Genomic DNA, 17,879 nt, shown 5'->3' on the forward strand with positions numbered 1-17,879 from the left:
TTGCAATTATCGTTAATTCGCGTAAAATACGCGCCCTCAATGCGCCGGATTTGCGATTCGGTTAACGCCCCAAATGGGCATTTAAAGCAAAAGGTAACACCATGACTGCTGTTCATAAAGACAATGTAACTAGCGAGCACTTTGTTGTTTGCGCACTTTACAAATTTGTAGCCCTTCCTAATTTTGAAGCGATTCGCCAACCACTACTTAAAGTAATGGAAGACAATGAAGTACGCGGTACTTTGTTACTTGCGGCCGAAGGTATTAACGGTACTGTTTCTGCTAAACGTGAAGGTATCGATAACCTACTTGCATGGTTAGATTCACAACCAAACCTAGACAACATTGTGACTAAAGAGTCATACGATGACGAATGCCCGTTCTACCGTACTAAGGTAAAGCTGAAAAAAGAAATCGTCACTATGGGTGTTGAAGGTATCGACCCGCGTGAAGTAGTGGGTACATACGTAAAGCCAGCGGATTGGAATGCGTTAATTTCAGACCCTGAAGTGATTCTTATCGATACGCGAAATGATTACGAAATCGAGATCGGTACTTTCCAAAATGCGGTTGATCCAAACACTAAAACATTCCGTGAATTCCCAGCGTGGGCAAAAGAAAACCTAGACCCAGAAAAGCACAAGAAAGTCGCTATGTTCTGTACTGGTGGTATTCGCTGTGAAAAATCAACTGCGTACATGAAAGAGCAAGGCTTTGACGAAGTGTTCCACCTAGAAGGCGGTATTCTTAAGTACTTAGAAGAAGTACCAAAAGAAGAAACCATGTGGGAAGGTGAGTGTTTTGTTTTCGATAACCGTGTTGCGGTAAATCACGATTTACAAAAAGGTTCTTACGACCAATGTCACGCGTGTCGTATGCCAATCACTGAAGAAGAAAAGCAAAAGCCTGAATACATGGAAGGTGTTTCGTGTCATCACTGTCACGACAGCCTAACAGAAGAGCAACGTGCTCGTTTTGCTGAGCGCCAAAAGCAAATTGAATTAGCACAAGCGCGTGGCGAAGGTCACATTGGTAACGAAGCGCAAGAAGTACTTCGTAAGCGTAAAGAAGCGAAAAAAGCGCAAAAAGAAGCACAGCGCCAACAGTAATTTTTAGCTTTATGAATTGATAGAAACCCCAGCATTGTCTGGGGTTTTTTGCGTTTAATAATAGTGAAAACTTTAATGTTGTTCCTTAGTGGTGTACATTAGCGCCGCTTTTGAAAAATTTTATACAACCAACTAATTTTCAAATATTTTATACAGAGTTTTAATTCGCTGAATATAGCTTATTAGCTTGGCTAGTTATTTAAAAATGTTGGAACAAAAAGAGAAGGATATCTATGAAACTTAAGCTTACAACAGCGGCACTATGCCTAATGCCGTTACTGTCGCATGCCAATTCTAATAATGAATTCAGCTACTTTGGTTTGGCGCTACAAAATAATAATTACGATATTAATTTTATCCCTTCGATAGAGCAAGATTCCTTCGCACCACTAAATTACAGTGATGAGCAGTCAGGTAAAGGCTTTAGGGGTTTTTATGGTTATCAGTTTAACCAATTTTTTGCCGTTGAAGTGGGGCTCGGTTTACCTGGGGAGGCAAACTTTAATATTTATCGTGATACGGTCAATAATAAAAATGAACCGACCAAGGAAACTGTGTACGAAGGAGATTTTAAAACACTTTCCTTTGATACACGAATTATTGCCACTTACCCAATTACGGGGAGTTTTTTCCTAAGAGCACACGCTGGTGCGTACGTCTGGGACAATGATTTTAGCTACTTACAAGAATCAGCAGAATCTTATAGCGTGGTTGAAAAAAGTGATACCGGAGTATCCTTGTTAACGGGCTTTGGTGTTGGCTATGGTTTTAGTGATAACGTAGCGGTTACAATCGACTATGAAAAAACAGACATAGCCGATATCTCAACACAAACAATCGTGGCATCGCTTATGTTTAGGTTTTAACTCTATAGAACTAGTTACCAAGGTAAACATCTAGTTGCTCGATTTATTTAAAAAGTGAGTAGCCATTGCCATGCTACTTACTTCTCATTATTACTCTTTATTTAATACCCGCGCTATATCAATTAGCTAAGAATATTTCACTTGCAGCCCTTAATCAGTAAACTTTGCCAGCCTTTATAATGATATTAGCCGCACTGAACTGCTATTAATCGAACATATCTTCTTATTGATCACAAAGCTGTTACACTTCGTAACAATTAAAACGATTCTTATTTAGGTGAAATTTTGAAGCTTGGCAGATTTCAATCATGGACATTTTTAGCCTGTATTAGCTTTATAACAGTAGCGCATGCAGCAAATGTTGTCGTACAACCCGTTACATTAGAACAAACAAAACAGCAAATAAAAGCGGTTGGTAACGCTGAGGCAATTCATTCAGTAACACTTTATCCTGCTGTAGGGGATAGAGTCACCCATGTACATTTCAAACCAGGAGATAATGTCGAAAAAGGTGAATTGTTACTCGAGTTAGATTCTCGCCGTCAAAAAGCAGCCCTTACAGAAGCTCGAATTACATTACAAGATACTGAGCGCACTATGAAGCGATTAGTTGAAAGTCATGCCAGAGGTGCTGTTCCACAAAGTGATCTAGATGATGCTAAAACCTTATTTGAACTGGCTAAAGTTAAGTTAACTCAGGCTGAAACTGAATTAGAAGACCGTCAAGTGCGTGCCCCATTTAGTGGCGTGATGGGCCTTACCGATGTTGAAGTAGGCGATAGGATCACCACCCAAACAGCTATTGCAACGATTGATGACACTACTGAGCTTTATATTAACTTTAATGCGCCAGAGGCCGCTGTTAATGTATTGCGTCACAAAGGCAGTGTGGAAGTGACTCCTTGGCTTAGCGAGAAAGCTTACGAGGCAAAAATTGCACAATTAGATTCGCGTATAAATGGACAAACGCGCACTTTAAGAACGAAAGCAAAACTTGATAACTCAGCCAAGCAGTTTATGCCGGGGATGAGCTTTCGAGTCCATATAAATATACTTGGTGATGATTTCGCTGTAGTACCTGAAGCTGCCATGATGTGGGGCGCTGCTGGTCCTTATGTGTGGAAAAGCGCTGATAATAAAGCAACCCGTGTTGATGTCAAAATTGAACAGCGATTAGCAGGGCGTTTACTCGTGTCCGGTGGATTAAAACAAGGTGATTTACTCGTAACTGAAGGTGTTCAGCGTTTACGTCCTGGCCAAGAGTTAGTTCATATTAATAATATTAAACTGGCCAAGGAGCAATAATGAAACAGCAACCTATGATGGAAGATTTACCATCAATGGCAATACGTCGGCCAGTATTAATTGTGGTGCTGAATTTGTTGATCATCATTGCTGGTATTGCAGCGATAGCAGGTGTTGAAGTTCGTGAATTACCTGACGTGGATAGACCTCGAATTACTGTTTCAGCCTCATTTCCTGGTGGCTCACCCGAAACTGTAGATACCGAAGTAACCAGTAAGCTTGAAGGAGCTGTAGCAAGGGTAAGTGGCGTTAAGACTATTCGCGCGCAAAGTGAAGAGAATAACGCTCGCATTGTGGTTGAGTTTCGACCTGGCATAAATTTAGACGATGCAGCAAATGAAACTCGAGAATCAGTCGCGCGTGTTCAGCGTGAACTACCTGAAGAGGTTGAACGTGTATCTATAATAAAAGCCGATAACGATGCCGAAGCGGTTGTATCGTTAACGGTATCAAGCGAAAGATTGTCACTTGAGGCGTTAACAGAGCGCGTTGATGTCGATTTAGCACCGCAGTTTTTAACTATTCCAGGGGTTGCTGATGTACGCTTAAACGGCGACCGCGAACGTGTATTACGTGTTCGAATAGACCCACTTAAACTGAGTAGCTTTAATCTAACTGTGCCTGATATTGCTAACGTGCTTCGCCAAGCGCCTTTTGACGTACCAGCGGGAAGTTTAAAGTCGAGCGATCAACAAGTGATTGTGCGTGCCGATGCAACATCTATTTCTGCTGAGCAGGTAGCCGATATTATTGTTCGTGATGATACTCGAATTGGTGATGTCGCTGCGGTGTATTTTGGCCCTGCAGATCCGCGTTCATTCGTAAGACTCAATGGCACGCCTGTGATTGGTATGGAAATTATTCGTCAAGCACAGTCTAATACTATCGAAATATCTGATGAAGTTCTTAGCTTAATTGAAGGAATGCGCGAACGTTTTCCTGAAATGGAGTTTACGCTTACCTCTGATGACGCACAGTTTATTAGAAGCTCCGTTGATGAGGTTATCAACTCTTTATTACTGACAGTGTTGCTGGTGGTGATTACGCTTTGGGTGTTTATTGGCTCATGGCGAGCAACCCTTGTTCCTGCCTTTGCAATACCTGTGGCATTAATTGGATCGCTCGCGCTTATTTGGGCACTTGGTTTTTCGATTAATATTTTAACTTTACTGGCATTAGTGTTAGCAACAGGCCTAATTGTTGATGATGCGATTGTGGTGAGTGAAAACATACAGCGTCAGCGTGGTTTAGGGTTGGGCAGACGTGCAGCAGCGGTTATTGGCACCCGTGAAGTTTTTTTTGCAGTAGTGGCAACTACCGCAGTACTTGCAGCAGTATTTGTGCCTATCGCCTTTTTACCTTCAACAGCAGGGCGACTGTTTAGAGAATTTGGTGGGGTACTGGCCGGTGCAGTGATTATTTCCAGCTTTGTAGCCCTTTCATTAGTACCAGCATTGACCTCTAAGCTGAAATTAAAGCAAGGTGGTTTTCATCCTTTCGCTAAATTGGGACATGGTTTAGCAGCGATTTATAAACGCTCTATTCATGGTGTGCTTGAACATGCATGGTTAACATTTTTTGCGTGTTTATTGGTTGCAGTAGGCTCTGGTGCACTTTATTTCAATTTAGATAATGAGTTATTACCAACAGAAGATCGCGGCAAAATTCGGATTTTTGCCCGTGGCCCAGATGGGGTGGGCCTTAATTTTATGGATAGGCAAGCCGTGCAAATGGAAGATATTTTATTACCTTATGTTAAAAGCGGAGAAATTGAGTCAATTTGCACTGTGGTTGGGCAGTGGGATCCTAACATCGTATTCATTACAGTACCGTTAAAGCATTGGGATGAACGTCATTTTAGTCAGCAAGAGATTATTGATAAAATTCGCGAACCATTAGGTAATATTCCAGGAGCTGCGGGTTATCCTGGTGGCTCAAATAGCTTGAACTTACGTGGTCAAGGTGGGGGAATCGAGCTTGCACTACTTGGCCAAGACTATTTAGAGATATTTAAAGCCGCACAAGACTTCTCTGCTGAAATTGAAAAAGCGATGCCAGCTGTTGCCCCTGTGCGTATTTCGTATCAGCCATCGCAGCCACAATTGCGGGTTAATATTGATAGGCGCCGCGCTGAAGAGCTAGGGGTATCGCTCAGTGATATATCAGTGACGCTTCGAGCGGCAATCAATGGTGATGATATCGCCGATTTAAACATTGGTGATCAATCAATCCCAATTATGCTGCAAGCTCAAAACCAAACAATAACGGACCCTAGCGATTTAGCTAATCTCTATGTTGGCACGCGCGATGGGGAGCTAGTACCACTTAGCAGCGTCGCAACTATTACGGAAGAAGGGGTTGCTGCAGAGCTTGAGCGTCATGCACAGCGAAGAGCTATTGAGCTAAGCATGGAGTTACCTGAGGATGTGACAATCGCTGAGCTGGTAACTAAAATACGTGAAATTTCTCAGCAAAGTTTACCAAGTGGTATTAGTCTCGCGTTTAAAGGTGAAGCCCTTACCTTTGAAGAAACCGCCAATGAAGTACTGGTAACCTATGTTTTAGCATTCTTAATTGTGTTACTGGTGTTGGCAGCCCAGTTTGAGAGCGTTAATAGTGCCATAGTGGTAATGATAACCGTACCGTTCGGTATTACATCGGCAATATTAGCCCTGTATTTAACGGGTACCTCATTGAACATTTACTCACAAATAGGCCTTGTGATGTTAATTGGTTTGATTGCTAAAAATGCGATTTTATTGGTGGAGTTTGCTGACCAGTTACGGGATCAAGGCCGCTCTGTTAGAGTTGCAGTTGAAGAAGCCGCTCTGGTGCGTTTACGACCTATTGCCATGACATTGGTTTCAACTTTACTGGGTGCTTTACCGCTCATTCTTTCAACCGGGGCCGGAGCCGAAGCACGAAATGCAATAGGCTGGGTTGTATTTGGAGGTTTAGCCCTTGCTGTGTTATTTACGCTTTATTTAACCCCTGTTATTTACCTCGGTTTAGCGCGCTTTACTAAACCAAGAGGGGATGAGTCTAAACTACTTGCCGATGAGCTTGAAAAAGCTTAATTCATTAAAATCGGCTATTTTTCTTTGAAAAAATAGCCGATTACGCTCACAATCAAGAAAAAGTTTCTAACTAGGTACGCATATGCAAGCCGAACACATCGATATTGCCCAATTTTTGAAAGATCATGCTCCTTTTGATGATCTCCCTGATGAGGCCATTAATAAACTCGCATCACAAGTTGAAATTGCTTATTTTCGCGCAGGTACACAAATATTAAATTATGGCGAAGATATCGCTGATTTATACGTTATTCGTACCGGTGCGGTTGAAATGTATCGTCGTGACGGAGACTTGTATAACCGTTTAACTATTGGCGGTATTTTTGGGCAAATGGGTTTGCTAATGAATCGTAAAGTTCGGTTTCCAGCAAAAGCACTTGAAGACACACTTGTTTATTGTATTAATGTAGAGTTATTTAATCAGTATTGTGACCAGTTTGATGCCTTTGCGGATTTTTTTGAAGCCGACGGTAATGTGCGTTTACATCAAGCAATCGTTGAGCAAGCTGATAGTAACGATTTAACCACAGCTAAGGTAAAATCTTTATTGCATCGTGATGTTGTCACGGTTGCCAAAGATGCGACAGTTCAAATGGTGGCGCAGGTAATGACACAAGAGTCGGTTTCCTCTGTTCTAGTTACTGATGCAGACAAACCTATTAGTGATGACCCCGATGATGATGACGGCCAAGTAGTGGGGATCATTACCGACAGAGACTTACGCTCAAGTGTAATTGCTAAAGGGCTGAGTTATGAGTCACATGCTCAGCAAATAATGCAAACAGATTTACTACTCCTTGATAGCAATGCGTATGTATTTGAAGCTGTTCTCGCCATGCTTAGAGACAATATTCATCATCTCCCCATAGTGGTGAAGAAAAAGCCTATAGGTGTTATTTCATTATCCGATATTTTACGTTACGAGTCGCAAAGTAGCTTGTTATTAGTGCGCGGTATCTTAGCGCAGCAATCGGTGGAAGATTTAGCACATTATGCAAGGCAACTTCCTAATGTGTTTGTGCGTATGGTGAATGAAGATGCTAATTCACACATGATTGGCACGGCAATGGCCGTAATAGGGCGCACATTTAAACAGCGCTTGCTTGATTTAGCTGAAGAGCAATTTGGCCCACCGCCTGTTCCGTATTGTTTTATCGCATTAGGGTCTATGGCGCGAGATGAGCAGTTAATTGTGACCGACCAAGACAATGCCATTATTCTTGATAATAGTTTTGATGAGTCTATGCACGATGATTATTTCCAAAAGCTCGCTGATTTTGTCTGTGATGGCTTGGCTGAGTGTGGTTATAGGTACTGCGATGGTGAAATTATGGCGTCATTTAAAAAGTGGCGTTTAACACGAGAGCAATGGCAAGAACAATTTGCAGGCTGGATAGCAGAGCCTAAGCCTCAAGCTTTATTACACAGTTCAATCTTTTTTGATTTGGACGGCGTTTACGGCAAAACCAAATGGGCTGATGAATTAAAACGTTTTATTGCAAAAGAAGGGCGTAGCAATAAACGATTCTTAGCCAATATGGCAGCGAATGCGCGTAACCGAACCCCACCGCTAGGCTTTTTTAAAGATTTCGTTTTAGAGCACAATGGTCAGCACAAGCGTTCTATGAATTTGAAACGCCGTGGGACAGCACCTTTGTCTGATGTTATACGTGTACACGCACTGGCAATTGGTAGTCGAAAGCAAAATTCATTTGAGCGTCTTGAAGACATTATCGATGCAAAGCTTCTTCCCGAAGGCAAAGCGCAAGACTTACGAGATGCCCTTGAATATATCGCTATGATCCGCATTCGACATCAAGCTTGGCAAATTGAAATGCTCGATGAAGAACCTGATAACGATTTAGAGCCACATTTGCTATCCCCTTTTGAGCAGCGAAACTTAAAAGAGGCGTTCGCTATTTTAGATAAAGCGCAAAACTTCTTAAAATTTCGCTACTCTGCCAATTCAGGAATGAAATAATGGCCGTTCACCCTTCAAAATTTGATTGGCCTAAGCGCTATGAGCAGTTAGCTGAAAAAAGTACGCATCCATTAATTAAACATTTTTACCAGTCGACTATATCAAATGGCAGCTTACCGATTAGTGAAGTACCATTGGTTGCGTTAGACTTTGAGACGACCGGTCTAAATTTTGATAAAGATGATATTGTCAGTGTCGGGTTAGTGCCATTTAATGTCAGGCGTATTTTTTGTAAACATAGTCAGCATTGGGTCGTGCAACCAAGACAAAAACTCGCTGAAGAGTCTATTGTTATTCATGGCATAACTCATTCAGAGGTAAGCGAAGCTCCTGACTTTACATCGATTATGGAACCGCTGCTTGATGCTTTGCAAGGCAAGCTGATTGTTGTGCATTTTGCGCCTATTGAACGGTACTTTCTATTTCAAGCGCTTAAAGCACGATTAGGCGAAGGTCTCGAATTTGCAGTGATAGACACGCTTGAGTTGGAGAGAAGAGCACTCAAAGCAAAGCAAGGCCTATTAGGACGATTATTAAATACAAAGCTCGGTTCTGTGCGTTTAGCTGATTCACGATCTCGCTACTCTCTACCCGTTTATCAAAATCACAATGCACTCAATGATGCGATCGCGACAGCAGAGTTATTGCAAGCTCAAATCGCATATCATTATCGCCCCGATACCCCATTAAGCGAATTGATTGTTTAAACTAACGAGACTGAGATGGTGGTGGGGAAGTATACAAACATTAAGCAGCAATTCTGAAAACGCATTAATAGAACAGTTCATTTAAAAAACGCCGCAGATGCGGCGTTTTTTAAATGTTTAATTGATTAGTTTCTTGGCTCGGTTTTTAAACCAAGCAGCAAGCTCACACACATAAGCAACAATACAAATGTGAAAGGTAAGCCAGTCGATACAGCGCCAGCTTGTAATGCCTCGATAGCTTGCGTGCCGCCAATCCAAACTAGAGCAGCAGCAATTGCACCTTCAATGGTCGCCCAGAAAATGCGCTGTGGCACAGGCGCATCGACCTTACCGCCTGCGGTAATCGAATCGATAACGAGTGAACCTGAATCAGACGAAGTGATAAAGAACACGAGTACCAGCACAATTGCAATGAATGAAAGCACTTGTGACATAGGTAAAGCTTCAAACATTTGGAACATAGCCAGTGGTACATCGGTTAAGCCTTTTTCTCCTAGTACACCCACTTTATCCACCACTTGCTCAATTGCGATACCGCCATAAATTGACATCCAGAAGATAGTAACAACGGTAGGCACGAGTAATACAGCAATTAAGAACTCACGAATTGTACGTCCTTCAGATACGCGCGCAATGAACATACCTACAAACGGTGACCATGAAATCCACCAAGCCCAGTAGAATACAGTCCAACCGTGCATCCAGGTTTCATCTTCACGGCCATGCGGGTTACTCAGTGGAATAATGTTTTCGACATAACCCATTACTGTATTAGAAAGGTTGCCAAATGCTGCAGAAAAACCAACAAGTGCAACAAACACGAGTAATACAAAAGCGATAATCATGTTTACATTACTAAGTAGTTTTACACCACCGTCGATACCGCGAACGACAGAAATCACAGCAAGTAAAGTCACACCAACAATAACGCCAATTTGTAAGCCAATGCCGCCATCGGTTCCAAATACATGATTAATACCAGCAGCAGCTTGTTGTGCACCTAAACCAAGTGAGGTCGCTAGACCAAATAAGGTTGCAAGCACAGCCAGAATGTCAATAAGGTGACCAGGCCAGCCCCACGCTTTGTCACCTAAAATAGGGTAAAAAATCGAGCGAATAGATAACGGCAGGCCTTTGTTATAACAAAAGAATGCGAGTGAAAGTGAAACCACCGCGTAAATTGCCCAAGGGTGTAAACCCCAATGGAACATAGTTGCACCCATTGCTAGTTTGGCAGCTTCTGGCGTGTTAGCTTCAACGCCGAGTGGTGTTTCATACCAGCCTGTAAAATAGGCAACGGGCTCAGCTACACCCCAAAACATTAAGCCAATACCCATACCTGCAGCAAATAGCATTGCCAGCCATGAAATACGAGAGTGGGTTGGTCGCGCTTCTTTGCCACCAAGGCGGATATTACCGTAAGGAGACACAATTAACGCCAAGCAAAACAATACGAATAAGTTTGCTGACCACATAAAAAAGCCATCAAAATTATTAATAATGTCATTCTTAATGCCGTTAAGGGTTAATTTAGCGGTTTCTGCGTCAGAAATGAGTGTAGCCACTAAAAATAGCGCAATTAAGCCTGCACTAATACCAAACACGGGGTTATGCACATCAAAGCCCCATTTTTGTACATTGTCCTGACCGACAGTGTAATCTGTATTGTCGATACTGTACTTGTCATGATGTTCGCTCATGAATACCTCTTGTTGTAATTTTATTTAGCAGATAGCTAAACGGCCGGTAGGCACACAAATTAGCTATATCAGTATTTTTACGTTCGAAATTTAAAAATAGTTTGAATACTAATCATAATAGTGCCCATGATTAATCTTTAGTGTAGGAGGTCGTACACAAATGTAAATGCTTTTGTCCCTAAATATCCGAATAAATACAGTTTTTTAGCTCATTTGAATGTAATTTAAACAGTTGTGGTGTAGATAGGTAATTATTTGATGACAGTGAAATTTTCGAGATGCTAGATTGTTACATTGATTAAATAGCTGCAAGCGGAACTTGCAGCATAATATTAAAAGCTTATTTTTTATACGCGTCGTTGTGAACGCCAGCAGCACGACCAGAAGGATCTGCATTGTTTTGGAATGATTCATCCCAAGCTAGAGCTTCAGGTGTTGAACATGCAACAGACTTTCCATGAGGAACACATTTAGCGGCGGCATCACCTGGGAAGTGTTCTTCAAAAATACTACGATAGAAATAGGCTTCTTTAGAATCAGGCGTATTAATTGGGTATTTGTATTTTGCATTAGCCAGATCTTGGTCGCTTACTTGCTCGTTCACATACTCTTTTAAAGTATCAATCCAGTTATAACCCACGCCATCAGAAAATTGCTCTTTTTGACGCCACAGTACTTCATCTGGTAGGTAGCCGTCGAATGCTTCACGAATAATGTGTTTTTCGATTTTGCCGTCTTTACACATTTTTGCTTCAGGGTTGATACGCATTGCGACATCAACAAACTCTTTGTCTAAGAACGGTACACGTGCTTCAACACCCCATGCAGCCATTGATTTATTAGCACGTAAGCAGTCAAACATATGAAGCTTAGACACTTTACGGTTAAGCTCTTCATGGAACTCTTGCGCATTTGGTGCTTTATGGAAGTATAAATAACCACCAAATAATTCGTCAGCACCTTCACCCGATAATACCATTTTAATACCCATGGCTTTGATTTGGCGTGCCATTAAATACATTGGCGTTGAGGCGCGGATGGTGGTTACGTCATACGTTTCGATGTGATAAATCACTTCACGTAGTGCATCAATACCTTCTTGTATCGTAAAGTGAATAGGGTGGTGAACCGTGCCAATCATATCAGCTACTTTTTGTGCCGCAGCTAAGTCAGGTGAACCTTCAAGCCCAACCGAAAATGAATGAAGCTTTGGCCACCATGCATCAGATTCGTCGTTATCTTCAATCCGTTTTGCAGCAAAACGTTGCGTTATAGCAGAAATAACCGATGAATCTAAACCACCAGATAGTAATACACCATAAGGAACATCACACATTAATTGGCGTTTAACAGCCGCTTCTAACCCTTGTTTTACATCACTAACTTTAGCATCGTTGTCTTTTACTGCATCATAGCTTTGCCAATCGCGGGCGTAGTATTTTCGTAATTGAGCATCTTTGCTCCATAAGAAGTGCCCAGGAGGGAACTCTTCAATGTGTTTACAAATTGGCGAAAGTGCTTTTAATTCTGAGGCTACATAAAAGTTACCATGCTCATCATGACCCGTATAAAGTGGAATAATACCGATATGGTCACGGCCTATTAAGTAGGCATCTTGCTCTTCGTCGTATAAACAAAACGCAAAAATACCATTTAAGTCGTCTAAAAATTCAGGACCTTTCTGCTTGTATAAAGCCAATATGACTTCACAGTCTGATTGCGTTTGAAAAGTAAAATCGGTTTCTAGATTTGCAGCTAATTCTTTGTGGTTATAAATTTCACCATTAACAGCAAGTATATTAGTACGTTCAGGGTTATACAGTGGTTGGGCACCACTTGATACACCGACAATAGCAAGGCGTTCATGAACTAAAATCGCTTTATCAGACGAATATACGCCAGACCAATCAGGCCCGCGGTGTCTTAAAAGTTTTGACATCTCAATTGCTTGACCACGCAATTGTGTGGGATCAGATTTAATATCTAATACACCAAAAATTGAACACATAGTGACTCCTCATTCCTATTATGTGTGCAGTTAACATAAATTTAAAACTGCGAACCTTTGTTTTAACAGAAATAATTACCTAAGTCACACAGGTTTTCTAAATATTTAAGAATAAAATATGCACCACAATAGGTGGGTGTTGCACCAAAATGATCAATAACTGTTTTGCAATAAGCTCATAGACAATGGATAAATCGGAAATCGCTCTATATTTAAAAGCGAGTAGCTATTTTGCAGTTAGTCTTTGCACTAGTTTTGTGCAATAGACTACTTAAATAATTTGTACTGACGATCTTGTGTATACAAGTATCTATAAATAGAGCAGCACCGAGGTGTGCTGCTCACTATTTTACTGTTTATTTTTATATTCTAGAGCAATTTTTAATTGATTTAGGTGAGAAGTTAGTTTTTGTTGTGCTTTGGTTGCCTCATTTAGACTGACGAATTCAAAGTGTAAAAAATCCCCCGGTTTTAATTGGGCAAAGTGTCTCAAATCAGCCTCAATTACTGTACCAAGTAATGGATAACCACCCGTTGTTTGAGCATCATTTAAAAGAACAATAGGCTCGCCACTCGGTGGCAACTGGATACTACCAGGCATGACTGCCATAGAAGGTAATGATAAAGCATGTTCTAATTTGCATTCATCACTACTTAACCTCGCTCCCATGCGGTTACTACTCGGCGAAATATGCCATGAATGATTAATAAACTTGTCGATGCTTTGCTCTGACAGTAATTTATTGTGAGGGCCTTCATAAACACGTATGTGTGTACTTTTTGGTGGAAGCATCGCACCTAAACCAATTTTGGTTTTGTACTGTGGTGTAATGTCTATGCTGTCACCAGGATTTAAAGCGTTACCATGTAAACCACCAAACTTAGCGGTTAAATCGGTAGAGTAAGAGCCTAATATAGGCGTTGGTAATTGCCAAATACCCCCTATAGCAAGGTAGCTTCGAAATCCGTGTCGTGCAGCATTAAGCTTTAATACATCGCCTTTTTTTATGTAATAGCTCCAGCCTGGTTGAATAGGGTTACCATTGACTGTGGCTTTCATATCCGTGCCGTGTAGGGCAATGTAGTAATCATTATCGAATTTAATTTCAGCAAGACCCAGCGTGATTTCAAGTACAGGGCAATTATCAGGGTTACCGACTAATCGGTTACAAATAATTTGTGCATATGGGTCAATGCAACCTGATTGACCAATACCTAAATGTCTCGAACCTGTGCGTCCTTGATCTTGTATAGACATTTGCATACCCGGTTTAACAACGGTGATCACGATAGCACCTCCTTGATTGTAAACTCGATGGTATCACCTGGCGCAAAAGCGCAAGGAGAGGGGGCATTAATATCAAATAATTTAAAGTCGGTGTGACCTATAATTTGCCAGCCACCTGGTGAAGTTTCTGGGTAGATACCAGTTTGTTCACCGCCAATAGCAACTGAACCCTTAGGAACAGATGTACGAGGATCGCTACGTCTTGGTGTGTATAACTTTTTATCTAAACCACTTAGATAGGCAAAGCCAGGCTGGAACCCTAAAAATAATACATGGTAGGTGCCACTACTATGTAATTGTACTACATCATCCACGCTTAGGTTGTGATAGTGTGCAACATGTTTAATATCAGGGCCATGAACTCCACCGTACCGTGTCGGTAACTTATGGTGGGTAGAGTTAAATTTTAATAATGAGACTTCAAGCCAGTGCTCATTCAAAGCTGATAACCAATACTGCAGTCTTAAAGGATCGTTTAAATATAAAGTCAGATTATTGTTCGCTGGCACCACATCAATAAAATCACCAGATTGTTGGCAGAGTTGTGCTAAAGCCCAGACCTTTTTTTGTGTTTCTAGAATTGTCTGTTCTGAATGACTTACATCAAAATAAATGCAGTGAGTGGTAAGTACAGTAATCGATGGCGAGCTGTATGTAGTCATTGCATCCCAATTTAAAAGTGATTAGTCATAGCAACATAGCATAAAAGCACGAATTTGTTGATGTAAATACAGTTTTTGTATTTTAATCGAGTGTTAATTGCCTACAACCTGCTGTTGTAGGCAATCTTTTTGTTACTGGTTGTTTAGAAGCCAGTTAGATAACAAACGCACACCGTAACCAGTGCCGCCTTCAGCAAGCTCATCTTTTGCTTTGCTGTTAAGCGCATTTCCGGCAATATCAATGTGAACCCAGCGAGTTTCACCCGCAAAGTTTTTCAGGAAGCTTGCTGCTGTTGTTGCACCTGGGCCATGTGAACCAATATTTTTTAAGTCTGCGATATCAGACTTTAGTGCATCTTCGTAGCCTAGTGGTAAACGCCATACATTTTCGTTTACGTGTTTACCTGCGATAGTTAGTTGCTCTACTAACTGATCATCCTCAGAGAAAATGGCGGCATAGTCATTACCTACAGCACCAATTTTAGAGCCGGTTAATGTTGCAACGTCAACCATAATACTTGGTTTAAATTTATCACGAGCGTACCACATTGCATCGCTAAGCACTAAACGACCTTCAGCATCGGTGTTTACAATTTCTACGCTTAGACCTTCGGCTGTGCGTACTACATCGCCAGGTGCAACGGCAAATTGTGACACCATATTGGCTGCCATGCCCATTACTGCAACGACATTAGTATCAGCTTTTGCAAGTGCCATTGCTTTAACCGTTCCAAGTACCGCTGCTGCACCGGCCATATCTGATTTCATGCGGGCTATTGATGCACCTGTTTTTATACTATAACCACCAGAATCAAAAGTAATACCTTTACCCACTAAAGCGATCGGTGTATTTTTATTACCTTGATAATGCGCAACAACTAAACGTGAACCTTGTTCGCTCCCACGACCAACTGCTTCTAGTGCACCCATACCAAGCTTTTTGATTTGCTTAGGCTCTAAAATAGAAATTTTGACACCTAACTTTTTAAGTTCTTTTGCAGCTTTTGCAAAATCAGCCGGCGTCATTTCAGTTGCAACTTCACTTGTTAAGTCGCGTGCTAAAAATACGCCTTCTTCTATGTGTTGCAGTAAAGTATGGTTTTTGACCGCTTGGTCTATATTTTCAACATCGACTGTGTAGCTCACTAAGTGACTATCTTTTTCTTTTTTGTAAACTTCAAAGCGGTGATCACGTAGATTTGCGCCATGGGCAAACTCTGCAGCGTATTTAGCGTTAGTTTCTTGATCAGTGATTGTAGAGAAATCAAGGCTGACGTTTTCTTGTTTTGCTTTATGTAGCTGTGCATGTACATTGCCACCCAGCTTTGCCATTTTAGCTGCATCTAGCTTTGCTTGCTCACCTAAGCCAACTAAAAGAATACGTTGATGCTGGCTACCATTTGGAGCAATGATCTCTAATGTTTTACCATATTTAGCTTCAAAGTCTGAAAAATCAATCACTTTGTTAATATGAGTTTGTGTCTCTGCGGCTAAATGGTTAAATTTGGCGATTTGTGTTTCAGTGTCTAAAAACAATACCAAAGTGTTATCTGTAGCTTGAATAGATTGCTTAAAAGTGAACTCTGCTGCATTCACTTGCGTAGCAAGCGTTATACCCAATGCAAGAGCAGATAAGCTATGTGCAATTCTCATTTATATATCCCAATGTTAAAAAAAAGCTTTTTTTACCCTATTAACACTAAAGAGTTAAATTTTAAGCGGTGAATAGCCCGTGGGATGCGTTTAAGTTGAAATATTTTATATTTCTCTTAGGTCTATTAAATACACACGCTATGACGAGGTAAATTAGTATGACAATTAAGTCTTTATTGGTGGCATGGTTCACCGTCAGTGCAGTTGCTAGTATCAGTCCCGTTTTGGCTAAAGAAGACCTGCCTAATGCAACTAAACATATTGAAACTATAGTATTAGGTTCGGGTTGTTTTTGGGGCGCAGAAAAACGCTATGAAGCCCTCAACGGTGTGCTCGATGCGGTATCGGGTTATGCTGATGGGCAGGGCTTTAAGGCGACATATAAAAACATTACACGTAGCTCTCGTCGTTTTGATGAAAACAATTACGCTGAGGTAGTCAAAGTTACTTATAACAGCAACAAATTAAGCACAGAAGATCTTTTAAAACATTACTTTGAAAGTCATGATCCGACACAGCTTAATCGGCAGGGCAATGATATTGGCACACAATATCGGTCGACTATTCTAACCAGCAACTCCAATCAGCTTGTTAGTGCAAATCGCCTTAAAGAAGCGTATCAAAAAAAATTATCATCAGCGGGATTTGGCGAAATTAAAACGGTAATAAAACCGCTTGATAGGTTTTTTAAAGCAGAGGAGTATCATCAAGACTATATAAAGAAAAACCCGAATGGCTACTGTCCTGATCATTCTACAGGGGTTGTATTTAGCCCATCTGAAAAGCCTAAAATAGATAACACTGCCTTACTCGCTAACAAACATATTGTAGTAATTGATGCTAAAGGCTATTGCCCGTATTGCGAAAAATTTAAAAAAGAAGTTGCTAATGCATACAAGGGCACAATCCCTATGACTTTTCGCCATGCGGATCAACTTGCTGGCTTGGTTATTAACACACCTACTTGGGCAACACCTACACTTTTATTTATCGAAGATGGTAAAGAAGTTTATGGTCGTCAAGGGTATGTGAATAAGGAAGAGTTTTACAAAGCATTGGGCGCATTTAAATTGGGTGACAGTGAGGCCTTTAGAGTGGCATTTCATTCCAGAACAGACAGCCCGTTTTGTAAGGAATACGACATTTTTAAAAATACCCCAGATGGCATTTTTATTGACAAATTAAGTGGTGCACCATTATTTGATACCCGAGATAGATTTAATTCGGGAACAGGGTGGTTGTCTTTTACTCACCCAGTCAAAAATAGTGTAACGATGCATGAAGATAATAGCTATGGTATGCAGCGTATCGAGCTAAAATCGAAAAGTTCAGGAATTCACTTAGGGCACTTATTTCCGGGGGAAGGTCCAAGAGGGCAAGATAGATATTGTATTAATGCTACAGTACTTGAATTTGTTCCGCGTAGTTAAATGTTATTAGTAAAAATTAGTTGAAACCATAGTTATAGCCTATCCTAAAACTATGACTGGAGAAACAAGATACTTTTTCGTGTTGAAAACCAA

Annotated in this window: 12 protein-coding genes; 7 read left to right on the plus strand and 5 right to left on the minus strand. The window is 41.0% G+C overall.

What is annotated here, in order from left to right:
• Nucleotides 1-101: 101 nt before the first annotated feature.
• From trhO to PAARA_RS10780, 6 genes are all read left to right on the plus strand, one after another.
• Nucleotides 102-1,109, plus strand: coding sequence for an oxygen-dependent tRNA uridine(34) hydroxylase TrhO (gene trhO, locus PAARA_RS10755; RefSeq protein ID WP_062569036.1), 1,008 nt, complete (start codon nt 102-104; stop codon nt 1,107-1,109).
• Between the two features lie 233 nt (nt 1,110-1,342).
• Nucleotides 1,343-1,975 carry an outer membrane beta-barrel protein gene (locus PAARA_RS10760; RefSeq protein ID WP_062569037.1) on the plus strand — a complete coding sequence of 211 codons (633 nt, stop codon included), beginning with the start codon at nt 1,343-1,345 and terminating at the stop codon, nt 1,973-1,975.
• Nucleotides 1,976-2,302: 327 nt separating this feature from the next.
• On the plus strand, nt 2,303-3,280 hold the full coding sequence (locus PAARA_RS10765; protein ID WP_062569402.1) for an efflux RND transporter periplasmic adaptor subunit: 978 nt from the start codon (nt 2,303-2,305) through the stop codon (nt 3,278-3,280).
• The gene (locus tag PAARA_RS10770; protein WP_062569038.1) at nt 3,280-6,357 is read left to right on the plus strand and encodes an efflux RND transporter permease subunit; all 3,078 of its coding nucleotides are present in this window, start codon (nt 3,280-3,282) and stop codon (nt 6,355-6,357) included. Before PAARA_RS10765 ends, PAARA_RS10770 begins: the two co-directional genes overlap by 1 nt.
• An 82-nt stretch (nt 6,358-6,439) precedes the next feature.
• The gene (locus PAARA_RS10775) at nt 6,440-8,338 is read left to right on the plus strand and encodes a DUF294 nucleotidyltransferase-like domain-containing protein (RefSeq protein ID WP_062569039.1); all 1,899 of its coding nucleotides are present in this window, start codon (nt 6,440-6,442) and stop codon (nt 8,336-8,338) included.
• A complete protein-coding gene (locus PAARA_RS10780) occupies nt 8,338-9,045 on the plus strand; it encodes a 3'-5' exonuclease (RefSeq protein ID WP_062569040.1) in 708 nt (235 codons plus the stop codon). The genes PAARA_RS10775 and PAARA_RS10780 overlap by 1 nt, the downstream gene beginning before the upstream one ends.
• Before the next feature lie 125 nt (nt 9,046-9,170).
• On the opposite strand, the gene PAARA_RS10785 is transcribed toward PAARA_RS10780, so the two are convergent.
• From PAARA_RS10785 to PAARA_RS10805, 5 genes are all read right to left on the minus strand, one after another.
• Nucleotides 9,171-10,745: a BCCT family transporter gene (locus tag PAARA_RS10785; RefSeq protein WP_062569041.1), complete on the minus strand. Its 1,575-nt coding sequence runs from the start codon at nt 10,743-10,745 to the stop codon at nt 9,171-9,173.
• A gap of 340 nt (nt 10,746-11,085) precedes the next feature.
• Nucleotides 11,086-12,753 carry an asparagine synthase B gene (gene asnB, locus PAARA_RS10790; RefSeq protein ID WP_062569042.1) on the minus strand — a complete coding sequence of 556 codons (1,668 nt, stop codon included), beginning with the start codon at nt 12,751-12,753 and terminating at the stop codon, nt 11,086-11,088.
• A 349-nt stretch (nt 12,754-13,102) separates the two neighbouring features.
• Nucleotides 13,103-14,041, minus strand: a complete 939-nt coding sequence (locus PAARA_RS10795) for a 5-oxoprolinase subunit C family protein (RefSeq protein ID WP_062569043.1) — start codon at nt 14,039-14,041, stop codon at nt 13,103-13,105.
• The gene (gene pxpB / locus PAARA_RS10800; protein ID WP_062569044.1) at nt 14,038-14,703 is read right to left on the minus strand and encodes a 5-oxoprolinase subunit PxpB; all 666 of its coding nucleotides are present in this window, start codon (nt 14,701-14,703) and stop codon (nt 14,038-14,040) included. The genes PAARA_RS10795 and pxpB overlap by 4 nt, the downstream gene beginning before the upstream one ends.
• Nucleotides 14,704-14,835: 132 nt before the next feature.
• Entirely contained in the window at nt 14,836-16,356 is a 1,521-nt protein-coding gene (locus tag PAARA_RS10805) for a leucyl aminopeptidase (RefSeq protein WP_062569045.1), read from the minus strand.
• A 158-nt stretch (nt 16,357-16,514) separates the two neighbouring features.
• On the opposite strand from PAARA_RS10805, the gene msrA reads away from it, so the two are divergent.
• The gene (msrA, locus tag PAARA_RS10810; protein WP_062569046.1) at nt 16,515-17,786 is read left to right on the plus strand and encodes a peptide-methionine (S)-S-oxide reductase MsrA; all 1,272 of its coding nucleotides are present in this window, start codon (nt 16,515-16,517) and stop codon (nt 17,784-17,786) included.
• The last annotated feature ends 93 nt before the right edge of the window (nt 17,787-17,879 follow it).

Origin of the sequence: Pseudoalteromonas arabiensis (assembly GCF_001550155.1) — a bacterium.
Lineage (GTDB): Bacteria > Pseudomonadota > Gammaproteobacteria > Enterobacterales > Alteromonadaceae > Pseudoalteromonas > Pseudoalteromonas arabiensis.

Excerpts from the sequence above, each read along its gene's own strand:
- PAARA_RS10760 (WP_062569037.1), top strand. The coding sequence starts at position 1,343 with ATGAAACTTAAGCTTACAACAGCGGCACTATGCCTAATGCCGTTACTG.
- trhO (WP_062569036.1), top strand. The coding sequence starts at position 102 with ATGACTGCTGTTCATAAAGACAATGTAACTAGCGAGCACTTTGTTGTT.
- PAARA_RS10770 (WP_062569038.1), top strand. The coding sequence starts at position 3,280 with ATGAAACAGCAACCTATGATGGAAGATTTACCATCAATGGCAATACGT.
- msrA (WP_062569046.1), top strand. The coding sequence starts at position 16,515 with ATGACAATTAAGTCTTTATTGGTGGCATGGTTCACCGTCAGTGCAGTT.
- PAARA_RS10805 (WP_062569045.1), bottom strand. The coding sequence starts at position 16,356 with ATGAGAATTGCACATAGCTTATCTGCTCTTGCATTGGGTATAACGCTT.
- asnB (WP_062569042.1), bottom strand. The coding sequence starts at position 12,753 with ATGTGTTCAATTTTTGGTGTATTAGATATTAAATCTGATCCCACACAA.
- PAARA_RS10785 (WP_062569041.1), bottom strand. The coding sequence starts at position 10,745 with ATGAGCGAACATCATGACAAGTACAGTATCGACAATACAGATTACACT.
- pxpB (WP_062569044.1), bottom strand. The coding sequence starts at position 14,703 with ATGACTACATACAGCTCGCCATCGATTACTGTACTTACCACTCACTGC.
- PAARA_RS10780 (WP_062569040.1), top strand. The coding sequence starts at position 8,338 with ATGGCCGTTCACCCTTCAAAATTTGATTGGCCTAAGCGCTATGAGCAG.
- PAARA_RS10775 (WP_062569039.1), top strand. The coding sequence starts at position 6,440 with ATGCAAGCCGAACACATCGATATTGCCCAATTTTTGAAAGATCATGCT.